Below are 12440 nucleotides of genomic sequence, written 5' to 3' on the forward strand. Positions count from 1 at the left end.
TCATCATCGCGAGCGTCTGCAGCAGAATCGACACACCGATCGCGGTGATCAGCGGCGCGAGACGCGGTGCGCGGCGCAACGGCCGGTAGGCCACGCGCTCGATCGTGTAGCCGACCACCGCGCAGACTGCCGCCGCGATGAGCAACGCGATGACCAGCGTCAGCACGTTGCCGAGGCCGGGAAAGTGGTTCTGCAGCACACCTATGGCGGAGAGCGCAACCATCGCGCCCACCATCAACACGTCGCCGTGAGCGAAGTTGATGATGCCCAGAATGCCGTAAACCATCGTATAGCCCAGTGCGATGATGGCGTAGACACTGCCAAGCACCAGTCCATTCAGGATCTGCTGGATGAAGATATCCATTTATTGCTCCTTAGCCCGTGCGACTGGATTCGCGCTTTTCATCTGCCGGTGGGCGGTGATGCACTACGAATCTCAACGGCACTGCGGGTACTGATGTAAAAGACCGGTAAGGGTTATCCGCTGCCGGCTTGCTCTGACGACCGTGATGCGGTCGCGAGCTCCCCTTGGGCGGATGCAAAAACGGCACCGTTGGATGGTGTCGGTGCCGTCAGGCCGAACTTCCCGTCATCACATCTTTACGACGTCGAGCACTGCTTTCTTGCCGTCCTTGAAGTCGTAAAGCGTAATGGCGCCCTCTTTCAAATCACCCTTGTCGTCGAACGCGATGTGGCCGATTACCCCGTTGTAATCGGTCGAAGGCATCGCAGCCAGCACCTTGGGCGCCTCGATCGAATTAGCGCGCTTCATTGCATCGACGATCACGTACACAGCGTCATACGTGAACGGCGCGTAAATCTGCACCGGCGTGTGGAAGCGGTCCTCGTACTTCTTTTCGAAGTCCGCTCCGTTGGTCATTTTCGAAAGCGCGAGTCCTGCTTCCGAACAGACCAGGTTTTGCACGGCGGTACCCGCCAGCTCACCTACCTTGTCGGTACACACACCGTCGCCGCCAAGGATTTTTGCCCTGATACCGAGCGCCGCCGCCTGCTTCGTAAACGGCCCGCCCGTCGCGTCCATGCCGCCGAACATAATCGCGTCCGGCTGAACACTCTTGATCTTCGTGAGAATGGCCCGGAAATCCGTGGCCTTGTCGTTCGTTGCCTCCCGCGCGACGATCTTCGCGCCGCTCGCCTCGGCGGTCTTCGCGAATTCGTCCGCGAGACCTTTGCCGTAGGCGGTCGCATCGTCCACGATCGCGATCCGTTTGGCGCCCAGCGCCTTCGTCGCGTAATTGGCGAGCGCCGGACCCTGTTGCGCGTCGGTCGCGACTACCCGATAAGTCGTCTTGAACCCCTGCTGCGTGTAGGCAGGATTCGTCGACGACGGCGAGATCTGCACGATGCTCGCGTCGCTGTAGATCTTCGACGCCGGAATCGAGACCCCGGAGTTCAGGTGCCCGATCACCGCGACCACGTGATCGTCGACCAGTTTCTGCGCGACGGCGGTACCCGTTTTCGGGTCCGCCGCATCGTCCTGCGCGTCGAGTTGCAGCTGGATCTTGCGACCGTCGATCGTCAGCCCCTGCGCATTGATTTCCTCGACCGCGAGGCGCGCCCCATTTTCGTTGTCCTTGCCCAGGTGCGCGATGCCGCCCGTCAACGGGGCCGCATGACCGATCTTTACGATAGTCGCTTCACTCGTAGAAGCGACTATCGCGGACGAAGCCGCCGATGCGCCCGCACCCGCTTCGCCATCCTGTTTCTTGCCGCACGCGGTCAGCATCGCAACCGCGGCCGCGATGGACACGGCGTAAGCAAATTTGACTCGCATCAAGTAAGGTCTCCTGCGCCTTGCAAAATCCACTGTCCAGGACCTCAAGGCCTTGAGAACGCGCGCATTGTAACTCCAATTATGCGGGTGGCAATATTGTTGAACCGGTGGGGTTTTCCTGCATTGCAACCTGATATTGAAAGCAAAATCCGCTAAAAAGAGCAACCCGGTTGCGATCCGTTTGCGTGCATCAGTTGCACCGCCGCCGAACCCGATGGCATCAAGTGTTGTGGCCAGTCGGCTTGAATGCCGGATGGGCCGGGGCTTGCGTCCGATACGTCCTTTTATCTCGCGTGCGTCAAGAGCACCAATTCAGTGCATGATTAATTCTTCTTAAGCTCCTTACTTATGTTAAAACGGGGATGCATCGCTCGAAAATCAATAAAAGACCCGATCACAATTCAAAATAGTTTGTGCGCGAGAGCACTGAAACGTCCGAATTCATTCGATCAGGCACCTATTTTCTCAGCGACCCCACAGAGTCGCGCCAAAAAAAAGCGCGCCCTCGGGCGCGCTTTCCTTTCAGCGATGCTAACGGATTGTCAGGCTGGCAGGCCGAGCCCGCGCGGCAGCGGAAACGCGATGTTTTCCTCGATGCCTTCGAGCGCGCGCACGTTGCGCACACCCAGCTCACGCAGACGCGCGATCACTGCCTGCGCCAGCACCTCCGGCGCCGACGCACCAGCGGTCACGCCGATGCGGCGCTTGCCCTCGACCCAGACAGGATCGATCTGATCGGGCGAATCGACCATATAGGCCGGCACACCGAGCTTCTCTGCAAGCTCGCGCAAGCGGTTCGAATTCGAGCTGTTTGGACTGCCGACGACGATCACGACGTCGCACTGCGGCGCCATGAACTTCACGGCGTCCTGGCGATTCTGCGTGGCGTAGCAGATGTCCTGCTTCTTCGGCTCACGGATGGACGGATACTTGGCCTTCAGCGCACCGATGATTTCGGCGGCGTCGTCGACCGACAGCGTGGTTTGGGTGACGAACGCGATCCGCTCGGGATCGGCGAGCTGCAACGCCTGCACATCCTCGATATCCTCGACCAGATGCATGCCCTCGGCCGCCTGACCCATCGTGCCTTCCACTTCCGGGTGGCCTTTGTGGCCGATCATCACGATGTCGAAACCGTCCTGGCGCATCTTCGCGACTTCGATATGCACCTTGGTCACGAGCGGACAGGTGGCGTCGTACACTCGCAGCCCGCGCGACTCCGCCTCCGAACGCACGGCCTTCGACACGCCGTGCGCGCTGAAGATCACCGTGTTGCCCGCCGGCACTTCCTCCAGGTTCTCGATGAAGATCGCCCCCTTCTTGCGCAGGTCTTCGACCACATAGGCGTTATGGACGATTTCGTGACGCACGTAGATCGGTGAGCCATACAGCTTGATGGCCCGCTCGACGATCTCGATCGCCCGGTCGACGCCGGCGCAGAAACCGCGTGGCTGGGCCAGCAGGATCTCCGCTTCGGCAAGAGTCGTATCCGTGATGCTCATGTTTACAAAATCCCGATGATTTTCACTTCAAACGCCAGCGCCTGGCCGGCAAGCGGGTGATTGAAATCGAACAGGGCCGACGTTTCGCCGACTTCCTTCAGCACGCCGGCGTAGCGCCCGCCGCCCGGCGCGTTGAATTCGACCAGGTCACCCGGGGAAAAATCCTCGCCGATCATGCTGTTCTCCCGCAGCGTGGCGAGGGACACGCGCTGGATCAGATCCGGATTGCGCGGGCCGAACGCCTGACCCGGCGCTAGCTGAAAGGTCGAATGGTGGCCCACCTTCAAACCCAGCAAAATATCTTCCAGCGGCGGCGCCAATTGACCTGCACCGAGCAGCAACGTGGCCGGCTTGTCGTTGAACGTGTTGATCACTTCGGCGCCATCGGCAAGGGAAAGCCGGTAATGCAGCGTGACGTGTGAACCGGGTTTCACCTCGGAAATATCGATGATGCTCATGCAATGCTCGCTCAGTCGAAGCGCGCTGCACGCGTGCGCCGCGGGAGCAGTCGACGCGTGTGGCAGACCGTCGGGGTGCCGTGCGCAAAGCGTCTATTGTAAGCCACCTAGCGGGCGCCGGCTTGAGTCCGTCGCGCGCGTGGGCGGCACGGCCGTCCGGCGCGTTGCGCCGCTTGTGCGCCGTCCACCTTACGCGGAGGACTCTATATATATGGCTGATTTCGCCAGCACAATCGACGAAACACCTGCGGCAACGCTGCGACCGAAGGCGCGGGCACGCGCCACAGGCGGCGTGAAAGCCGCTTCCAACCGGTCGGCCAAGACTCCTTCGGAAGCCGCCGACTCGGCCGTCCGCAGCCGGCGGCAACTGTTCCGGGGCAAATGGCTCCGGCGCGACATGCCGCGCGAGCGACTGATCGACCAGGGCCCCGACGTGCTGTCGGACACCGAAATGATCGCGCTCGTGCTCGGCTCCGGCCTGCCCGGTCACGACGTGTTCAGCGTCGCGCGGGCGCTGCTCGATCGCTTCGGCTCACTGCGCGCGATGCTCGACGCGACTTATGAGGATTTCGACGGCATTCGCGGCATTGGCCCGGCAAAAAAGGCGCAATTGCTCGCGATCATGGAAATGGCGCGTCGCTCCCTCGTGGACAAGATGCGCAAGCGCCCGCTGATGAATTCGCCCGAAGCAGTCGAAAGTTATCTGCGCCTTCTGATCGGTGGACAGCCGCAGGAGGTGTTCGTGTCGCTGTTCCTCGACGCGCGGCATCGGCTGATTCGCTGCGAGGAAAGCGCGCGCGGCTCGCTCACGCGCATGGCCGTGTATCCACGCGAGATCGTGCGGCGGGCGCTCGCCGCGAACGCGGCCAGCCTGATCGTCGCGCACAATCATCCGTCCGGCGCCGTTGAGCCGAGTGCCAGCGACTGCCGCCTCACGCAGACACTGCGCGACGCGCTCGCGCTCGTCGATGTGCAGCTGATCGATCATCTGGTAATCGGCGCGGACAGCGTATACTCGTTCGCCCGCGCCGGCTGGCCGGGGCTCGCGCGTAAGCCCGCTGGAGCGCGGGAAGCGGAAGGGCCACCCCACAGTGCGGTGTCCCGCATCGCAAATAAGGTTTGATTTTGCGGCTTTTTTTCTGCTAGAATTCCGGTTTGCCTATTTCCAACCCCCTGTTCCGAAGCCATCAAGGCGTTCCGCAAAGGTCAGGCGGCTGTGGTAGCGAAGTGCCTCGATGCAAATTCGGCGCAAGTTCGTACACTCTCAGCGCGGCTCTTTTCGGGAAACTTTCACGGCGTTCGAACTCAGAATTAGCGTATTAGGAGTGCTCTCATGGCACGCGTATGCCAAGTAACTGGGAAAGCGCCGATGAGCGGCAACAACGTTTCCCACGCGAACAACAAGACCAAGCGCCGGTTCCTGCCGAACCTGCAAAGCCGCCGTATCTGGGTGGAAAGCGAAAACCGTTGGGTGCGTCTGCGTATTTCGAACGCGGGCCTGCGCCTGATCGACAAGAACGGTATCGACGCTGTGCTCGCAGACCTGCGCGCACGCGGTGAAGCCTAAGGAGTAAATCATGGCGAAAGGCGCACGCGACAAGATCAAGCTGGAATCGACCGCAGGCACGGGTCACTTCTACACGACCACGAAGAACAAACGCAACATGCCGGAAAAGATGCTGATCAAGAAATTTGATCCGGTCATCCGCAAGCACGTTGACTACAAGGAAACCAAGATCAAGTAATCTTGGCTCTCCAGCCTGACGAAGGCAAAAAACATGAAAAGCCTCGCATCCGTGCGAGGCTTTTTTGTTTTTGGGCGGTCTTCGCGATAGGGCAGCAATGCGCGCGCAAACCGCCCTATTCCGTTCAGCCAGCTTTCGCTAGTGCGTCGTGGCGCGTATCCTTTGTCGTTTTCGCGGCGTGCGGTTCGCGCGCAGTCATCGCAATATGAAAGACGGAGATGTGGGCAATGGAATTCGATGTGGCGATTGTCGGTAGCGGTCTGGCTGGATTGAGCGTCGCGCTCAATCTTGCGCAGACACGGCGCGTTGCTGTGATCGCCAAGCGATCGCTGACCGAAGGCGCGAGCGACTGGGCGCAAGGCGGCATCGCCGCGGTGCTGGATTCCGCGGATAGCGTCGAGAATCACGTGCGCGACACGCTGATTGCGGGGGGCGGTCTATGCGACGAGGCTGCGACGCGCTTCATTGTCGAACATGGGCGCGCCGCGATTGAATGGTTGATCGAGCAGGGCGTGCCATTCACGAAAGACGACGCCGCCGAGCTGGGCTTTCATCTGACGCGCGAAGGCGGCCATAGCCATCGCCGGATCATTCACGCGGCCGACGCGACCGGCCATGCGGTCGTCGCCACGCTCAGTGAGCAGGTGCGCCATCATCCGAACATCGTGCTGTTCGAAGATCATCACGCGATCGACCTGATCACGTCCGAACGTCTCGGCCTACCCGGCCGCCGCTGCCATGGTCTGTATGCGCTCGATCTGCAAAGCGGCCGCACCGTTACGATCGAAGCGCCGCATACGGTGCTCGCGACCGGCGGCGCGGGCAAGGTCTACCTCTACACGACCAACCCCGACACCGCGACCGGCGACGGCATCGCGATGGCATGGCGCGCCGGCTGTCGCGTGGCGAACATGGAATTCATCCAGTTCCACCCGACGTGCCTGTTTCACCCGTACGCGAAGTCGTTCCTGATTTCGGAAGCAGTACGCGGTGAAGGCGGGATTCTGAAGCTGCCGGACGGCACTCGCTTCATGCCCAATCACGACGAGCGCGCGGAGCTTGCGCCGCGCGATATCGTCGCGCGGGCGATCGACTTCGAGATCAAGAAACGCGGCATCGACTGCGTGTACCTCGACATCAGCCACCAGCCGGCCGCGTTCCTGCACGAGCATTTCCCGACGATCCTGGCCCGTTGCCTGGAGTTCGGCATCGACATCACAAAACAGCCGATTCCGGTGGTACCGGCCGCGCATTACACGTGCGGCGGCGTCGTCACCGATCTGGCGGGGCGCACTGACCTCGCGGGTCTCTACGCGGTCGGCGAAACGTCCTGCACCGGCCTGCACGGCGCGAACCGGCTGGCCAGCAATTCGCTGCTCGAATGCCTCGTGGTTGGCCGCGCGGCCGCCGAGGCGATCGAAGCGGAAGGCTTCGCCGCCGCCGTGCACGCGCCGCTGCCGGCTTGGGACGAAAGCCGCGTGTCCGATCCGGACGAGGAAGTGGTGGTCGCGCACAACTGGGACGAACTGCGCCGGCTGATGTGGAACTACGTCGGCATCGTGCGCACCGACAAACGGCTCGAGCGCGCGAAGCACCGGCTCGCGCTGTTGCGTGACGAGATCCACGAGTACTACGCGAACTTCAAGGTGAGCCGCGATCTGCTGGAGCTACGCAATCTGGTCGACGTGGCGTCGCTGATCGTGGACGGCGCGCGCTCGCGGCGCGAAAGCCGCGGCCTGCATTTCAGCCGCGACTGGCCGGCCACATTGCCCAAGGCGCTGCCGACGGTGCTCACGCCGAAATATGTCCGAAGGCCGAATGCCTGACGGCATCGCGCCGAAGCACACCCTGAAACGGCGCCGTAAATAACACGGCCATTGCCGGCAAACTCCGGCAATGCCTTGTTCGGTCGTCAGGAGCGTCGATCGATGCGCTAAAACGCGCGACGCTTAAACGATCCGCATCGAGTAGTCGGTCGCACGCACGTCCTTGGTCAGCGCGCCAATCGACACGCGATCCACGCCCGTCTCCGCGATCGTGCGCACGGTCTCGAAATTGACGCCGCCGGACACCTCGAGCACCGCGCGACCGGCCGTGATGCGAACCGCGTCGCGCATCATGTCGAATGAGAAGTTGTCGAGCAGGATCGACTGCGCGCGATGCGCGAGCGCGGTTTCCAGTTGTTCGAGCGTCTCGACTTCGATCTGGATGGGCACGCCCGCATTCAACGCGTGCGCCGCATCCATCGCCGCACCCACGCCGCCGGCCGCCGCAATGTGGTTTTCCTTGATCAGAATGCCGTCGTACAGCGCGAGCCGCTGATTGGCACCGCCGCCGACGCGCACCGCGTACTTCTGCGCGAGCCGCAATCCCGGCAGCGTCTTGCGCGTATCGAGAACGCGTGTGCTCGTATGGGCAATCGCGTCGACATAGCGGCGGGTCGCGCTTGCCACGCCCGACAGCAACTGCAGGAAATTCATCGCGTTACGCTCTGCGGTCAGCAGCGCGCGCACCGGCCCGCGCAGATCGCAGACCGTCGTATCGGCGCTCATGCGCTCGCCCTCGCGGTAACGCCATTGAACTTCGATGCGCGGATCGACCGCACGCATCACCGCGTCGAACCAAGGCACGCCGCACAGCACCGCCTCCTCGCGCACGATGATGCGCGCGTTGCGAACGTCATCGGCAGGCACGAGGCGGCCGGTCTGGTCGCCGCTACCGATATCTTCGGCGAGCGCATCGGCGACATTGCGCGCGAGCGCCGCGTCGAACGCCGCGCCGTACTGCGCGTGAATCTCCGCGAAAAGCGGCGATGTTGCGTCGGCCTCATCGCGCGCCACTGCCTGCTCAGGCGCCTTCTGCACCGCCGTCATTACGCTGCTCCCACGTTCGAATACAGTTGCGCGTCGCGCGCAAGATCGCCGCTCGCCTGCACGCGCTTCTTGTGACGGGCCGCGAAATCGAGCATACGGTCGATCGGCAGACGCGCCCGCTCGCCGATCGCGCGATCGACGAAGATCTCGTTATGGCCGCGCTCGAGCACATCGGCCAGATTCGCGAGGCCGTTCATCGCCATCCACGGGCAATGGGCGCAGCTCTTGCAGGTCGCGCTGTTGCCGGCCGTCGGCGCGGCGATCAGCGTCTTGCCGGGCGCGGCGAGTTGCATCTTGTGCAGGATGCCGAGGTCGGTCGCGACGATGAAGTGCGTCGCGTCGAGCTTCTGCGCAGCATCGATCAACTGCGTGGTCGAGCCAACCACGTCCGCCAGCGCGACCACGTTGGCCGGCGACTCCGGATGCACGAGCACCTTCGCGTGCGGATATTCGGCGCGCAGCAGATCGAGCTCGATGCCCTTGAATTCGTCGTGCACGAGGCACGAGCCCTGCCACATCAGCATGTCCGCGCCGGTCTTGCCCTGGATGTAGCTACCCAGATGACGGTCCGGTGCCCAGATGATCTTCTCGCCTCGCGCATGCAGATCGGCGACGATTTCCAACCCGATCGACGACGTCACCATCCAGTCCGCGCGCGCCTTCACGGCCGCGCTAGTGTTCGCGTACACGACCACCGTGCGGTCCGGATGTGCGTCGCAGAACGCCGAGAACTCGTCGACCGGACAGCCGAGGTCGAGCGAACAGGTCGCGTCCAGATCCGGCATCAGAATGCGCTTATCTGGACTGAGAATTTTTGCGGTCTCACCCATGAAGCGCACGCCCGCGACCACCAGCGTCTGCGCTTCGTGATCGCGCCCGAAGCGCGCCATTTCCAGCGAATCGGCCACGCAACCGCCGGTTTCGTCTGCAAGCTCCTGCAATTCAGCGTCAACATAATAATGCGCGACCAGCACCGCTTTCTCGCGCTTGAGTAACTCGCGGATGCGCGCCTTCAGCGCCCGCTTCTCCTCCGCGGACGGCGTCTCGGGCACCTTCGCCCACGCCTGCCCGATCCCGCAGGTCGTGCCCTGCGCCTGAGGCCGATCGAATTCGACGGTCCTGATCGCCTGCTGCTCCATCATCTCCTCTGCCCTCACCTGGCCGCCGCGGCTTGCCACTCGCGCAACACGCGCAACGCATTTGCACGGCCCAAAAACGCAAAACCCCGCCAACGCGGGGTTTTGTGACGTCCTGAAATTTTAATGGATTTCAGGCATAGCGACGCAGTCGCATCGCGAAGTCTTGCAGCGCCTTGATCCCGCTCTGCTCGGCGCGATGGCACCAGTCCTGCAATTGCGCCAGCAATTGCTCGCGCGACGCGTTGGAGCGCTCCCACATCGCCGCCAGTTCGTTGCGCATGTCGATGTAGGTCTTCAGCTTCTGGCTGCTCGCAAAAATTTGCGGCAGCTGGAGCCTCTGCGGCTCATTGAGGCCCGCCTCTTCCTTGTGGAACCAGCTACGCGCACCGCGCATCACCTGATACTTCTCGCGTGCGCCGACTTCCTTCAGATGCGCAAGCTCCTGACGGTACGCGCGCTTGATCGCCTTCGCGTAACGCTCCATCACTTCGTAGCGGTTCGCGAGCACGGCCTGCAGCGTGTCCTGATCGAGCACGAGCTTGCCGGTGGTCAGCCGCGGCGTCGGCGCGATCTTCTTCACCTTGGCCAGACGAAATGCCTGCATGATGCGGATGTACATCCAGCCGATGTCGAACTCGTACCACTTGTTCGACAGCTTCGCCGACGTCGCGTACGTGTGGTGATTGTTATGCAGTTCCTCGCCACCGATGATGATGCCCCACGGGAAAATGTTGGTGCTCGCATCCGACGAATTGAAGTTGCGATAGCCCCAGAAGTGCGCGAGGCCGTTGACCACGCCTGCGGCCCAGAAAGGAATCCACACCATCTGCACGGCCCAGATGGTCAGACCGACAACGCCGAACAGCGCGACGTTGATCACCATCATCAGGCTCACGCCGAGAATCGGGTATTTCGTGTAGACGTTGCGCTCGATCCAGTCATTCGGCGTACCGTGACTGAACTTGCGCATCGTTTCTTCGTTTTTGGCTTCGGTGCGATAGAGTTCGGCGCCTTCGAGCAGCACCTTCCAGATGCCGCGCGTCTGCGGGCTGTGCGGATCCTCTTCGGTTTCGCACTTCGCGTGATGCTTACGGTGAATCGCGGCCCACTGGCCGGTCAGCATACCGGTGGTCATCCACAGCCAGAAACGGAAAAAATGGCTGGCGATCGGGTGCAGATCCAGCGCGCGATGCGCCTGGCAGCGATGCAGATAGACGGTCACGCCGATAATCGTGATGTGCGTCACGATCAGCGTGTACACGACGAGTTGCCACCACGAGAAATGCAGCAGTCCGTGGGCAAGGAAATCGAGCAAAGAATTCAACAAGGTAAGTTACCTGCAGAACGAGAGATACGAAGCACACGCGGCGCGTGTGTCATGAAAGTGAAAGCATACAGCGGGATAGGACGATATTCTACTGGAAGCATTCCAAGTGTTTGTAACAAATAGGGATTTTTTGTGCGCTATCAAGCTGCTAGCGATTGTCTCGGAACTGGCGCATCACTTGCGAGGGCCAAAAGCTGGGCCTAACGACCGTCGTTGGTGGCCCCGTCGGCGGCCCTGAGCGCTGAATCGGTCGCGGCCTCGTGCGCGGGATCGGTCATTACTTCCGGGTGCGGCATTGCGCCGCCTGCCTGACCGACGATGCGCACCTCACGTTGCGCAAGCGGAATCCTGATGCTGTGCTCGGAAAAGAGGCGCCAGATGTTCCGGTTGACCGCCGAGAGCACGCCACGTGTGCCGCTCGCCGCGTCTTCGATCCAGAAGCCCAACTCGAGATTGACGCCGTCCGGGCCGAAACCGACCAGAAATGGCGTCGGCGCCGGCTCGCTCAACACCCGCGGCACGTCGGCGGCGGCCAGGGCGAGCAGCGTCATCGCCTGCTCGACGTCGGATGTGTAGGCGATCTGCACGGGCACCCTCGCGTGGCCACGAGTCAGAAACGACGACTGGTTCTGTACGACGTCGGTGATCAGCTTCTCGTTCGGAATCAGCGTTTCGATACCGTCGAGTCCGCGCACGACCGTATAGCGCGTACGGATCTGCGTGACGCGGCCCTGCAGGCCGCCCACGTTGATCGTGTCGCCGATCCGCAACGAGCGGTCGAGCAGGATGATGAAGCCAGACACGTAGTTGCTCGCGATCTTTTGCATGCCGAAGCCGAGCCCGACGCCGAGCGCGCCGCCGAACACGCCGAGCACCGTGATGTCGATGCCGACGATCGACAGGCTGATCAGGATCGCCGCGAGCACGAAGGCCGCGCGGCCGACGCGCGCGACCACCACCTTCAGGTTCGCGTCGAGCGTCTTGGAGCGCATCAGGCGATCTTCGAACGACGAGCCGAGCCACATCGCGACGATCATCGTGACGGCGACCCACAACAGCCCCGTGATCAGCGACAGCAGCGTCATATGCGCATTGCCGACGCGGAAGCTCACGCTGTCCATCCATGCGATCACGGCATTCTGAATGCCCAACAGCGTGAGCACCATGCCGACCCAAACGACCACCGACACGATTTTCTCGACCAGAAACAGCCACGGATGCTCGCCCCCTTCGCGGTTGAACACCCGCCGCGCGAAGAAGAACACGATGTAGATCAGCCCGATGCCGACGAGCGGCACCAGCGCCAGATCGAGCAGCGCGGTGTCCATGAACTGGCCGGCGATCGCCCGCGCGAGCCACACGAGCGCCGCGCCGATCAGCGGAAAAGCCGCTCGATCCAGACTTTCCATGCCGAAACGCAGGCTCTCGTAGCGCGGCGATTGCGACCGCTTGATCCGGCGGCGCAGCGTCCGCGCGAGCAGCCATGCGACGAGCAGCGTCCCGAGCAGGATCGCGACCTGCCACAGCATCACGGGCTGACCGAAGTCGCGCGCGATGTCGCTGAACATGTGGGGGAAAATCGTGTGCATGGATGTCGCCGA

At 62.3% G+C, this 12440-nt stretch carries 12 protein-coding genes; 4 read left to right on the forward strand and 8 right to left on the reverse strand.

Going from position 1 to position 12440, the window contains the following annotated elements; all coding sequences use genetic code 11:
* The 4 genes from ACLFKU_RS06040 to ACLFKU_RS06055 all read right to left on the reverse strand — a co-directional run.
* On the reverse strand, positions 1 to 364 hold a 364-nt coding region (locus ACLFKU_RS06040), incomplete at its 3' end, for a branched-chain amino acid ABC transporter permease (RefSeq protein WP_368042657.1).
* 228 nt (positions 365 to 592) lie between these two features.
* On the reverse strand, positions 593 to 1795 hold the full coding sequence (locus ACLFKU_RS06045) for a branched-chain amino acid ABC transporter substrate-binding protein (RefSeq protein WP_410848511.1): 1203 nt from the start codon (positions 1793 to 1795) through the stop codon (positions 593 to 595).
* A 542-nt stretch (positions 1796 to 2337) separates the two neighbouring features.
* Positions 2338 to 3297 carry a 4-hydroxy-3-methylbut-2-enyl diphosphate reductase gene (ispH, locus tag ACLFKU_RS06050; RefSeq protein ID WP_018437873.1) on the reverse strand — a complete coding sequence of 320 codons (960 nt, stop codon included), beginning with the start codon at positions 3295 to 3297 and terminating at the stop codon, positions 2338 to 2340.
* A 2-nt stretch (positions 3298 to 3299) separates the two neighbouring features.
* Positions 3300 to 3755, reverse strand: a complete 456-nt coding sequence (locus ACLFKU_RS06055; protein WP_062128641.1) for a peptidylprolyl isomerase — start codon at positions 3753 to 3755, stop codon at positions 3300 to 3302.
* Positions 3756 to 3966: 211 nt separating this feature from the next.
* Here ACLFKU_RS06055 and radC point away from each other — a divergent pair, with 211 nt between their 5' ends.
* The 4 genes from radC to nadB all read left to right on the forward strand — a co-directional run bounded on the left by radC (position 3967) and on the right by nadB (position 7326).
* Complete coding sequence (gene radC, locus ACLFKU_RS06060; RefSeq protein WP_368584791.1) at positions 3967 to 4878, forward strand: RadC family protein; 912 nt, start codon at positions 3967 to 3969, stop codon at positions 4876 to 4878.
* 210 nt (positions 4879 to 5088) lie between these two features.
* Entirely contained in the window at positions 5089 to 5322 is a 234-nt protein-coding gene (rpmB, locus tag ACLFKU_RS06065) for a 50S ribosomal protein L28 (protein WP_006050117.1), read from the forward strand.
* Positions 5323 to 5332: 10 nt separating this feature from the next.
* Positions 5333 to 5500: a 50S ribosomal protein L33 gene (rpmG, locus tag ACLFKU_RS06070; RefSeq protein WP_008919555.1), complete on the forward strand. Its 168-nt coding sequence runs from the start codon at positions 5333 to 5335 to the stop codon at positions 5498 to 5500.
* A 227-nt stretch (positions 5501 to 5727) separates the two neighbouring features.
* Positions 5728 to 7326 carry an L-aspartate oxidase gene (nadB, locus tag ACLFKU_RS06075; protein WP_368584790.1) on the forward strand — a complete coding sequence of 533 codons (1599 nt, stop codon included), beginning with the start codon at positions 5728 to 5730 and terminating at the stop codon, positions 7324 to 7326.
* Between the two features lie 123 nt (positions 7327 to 7449).
* Here nadB and nadC read toward each other — a convergent pair whose 3' ends face one another.
* The 4 genes from nadC to ACLFKU_RS06095 all read right to left on the reverse strand — a co-directional run bounded on the left by nadC (position 7450) and on the right by ACLFKU_RS06095 (position 12407).
* Positions 7450 to 8373, reverse strand: coding sequence for a carboxylating nicotinate-nucleotide diphosphorylase (gene nadC, locus ACLFKU_RS06080; protein ID WP_410848512.1), 924 nt, complete (start codon positions 8371 to 8373; stop codon positions 7450 to 7452).
* Positions 8373 to 9512 carry a quinolinate synthase NadA gene (gene nadA / locus ACLFKU_RS06085; RefSeq protein WP_368584799.1) on the reverse strand — a complete coding sequence of 380 codons (1140 nt, stop codon included), beginning with the start codon at positions 9510 to 9512 and terminating at the stop codon, positions 8373 to 8375. The genes nadC and nadA overlap by 1 nt, the downstream gene beginning before the upstream one ends.
* A 130-nt stretch (positions 9513 to 9642) precedes the next feature.
* Entirely contained in the window at positions 9643 to 10839 is a 1197-nt protein-coding gene (locus ACLFKU_RS06090; protein WP_176105247.1) for an acyl-CoA desaturase, read from the reverse strand.
* A gap of 200 nt (positions 10840 to 11039) precedes the next feature.
* A complete protein-coding gene (locus tag ACLFKU_RS06095; RefSeq protein WP_410848666.1) occupies positions 11040 to 12407 on the reverse strand; it encodes a mechanosensitive ion channel family protein in 1368 nt (455 codons plus the stop codon).
* Positions 12408 to 12440: the final 33 nt, after the last annotated feature.

It is taken from the genome of Paraburkholderia sp. EG304, from assembly GCF_046543485.1.
Classification (GTDB): domain Bacteria; phylum Pseudomonadota; class Gammaproteobacteria; order Burkholderiales; family Burkholderiaceae; genus Paraburkholderia; species Paraburkholderia youngii.

Bases quoted from the DNA above. Each gene is read 5' to 3' on its own strand.
- rpmB (WP_006050117.1), top strand. From the start codon at position 5,089: ATGGCACGCGTATGCCAAGTAACTGGGAAAGCGCCGATGAGCGGCAAC.
- ispH (WP_018437873.1), bottom strand. From the start codon at position 3,297: ATGAGCATCACGGATACGACTCTTGCCGAAGCGGAGATCCTGCTGGCC.
- ACLFKU_RS06045 (WP_410848511.1), bottom strand. From the start codon at position 1,795: ATGCGAGTCAAATTTGCTTACGCCGTGTCCATCGCGGCCGCGGTTGCG.
- nadA (WP_368584799.1), bottom strand. From the start codon at position 9,512: ATGGAGCAGCAGGCGATCAGGACCGTCGAATTCGATCGGCCTCAGGCG.
- nadB (WP_368584790.1), top strand. From the start codon at position 5,728: ATGGAATTCGATGTGGCGATTGTCGGTAGCGGTCTGGCTGGATTGAGC.
- ACLFKU_RS06095 (WP_410848666.1), bottom strand. From the start codon at position 12,407: ATGTTCAGCGACATCGCGCGCGACTTCGGTCAGCCCGTGATGCTGTGG.
- radC (WP_368584791.1), top strand. From the start codon at position 3,967: ATGGCTGATTTCGCCAGCACAATCGACGAAACACCTGCGGCAACGCTG.
- ACLFKU_RS06055 (WP_062128641.1), bottom strand. From the start codon at position 3,755: ATGAGCATCATCGATATTTCCGAGGTGAAACCCGGTTCACACGTCACG.
- nadC (WP_410848512.1), bottom strand. From the start codon at position 8,373: ATGACGGCGGTGCAGAAGGCGCCTGAGCAGGCAGTGGCGCGCGATGAG.
- rpmG (WP_008919555.1), top strand. From the start codon at position 5,333: ATGGCGAAAGGCGCACGCGACAAGATCAAGCTGGAATCGACCGCAGGC.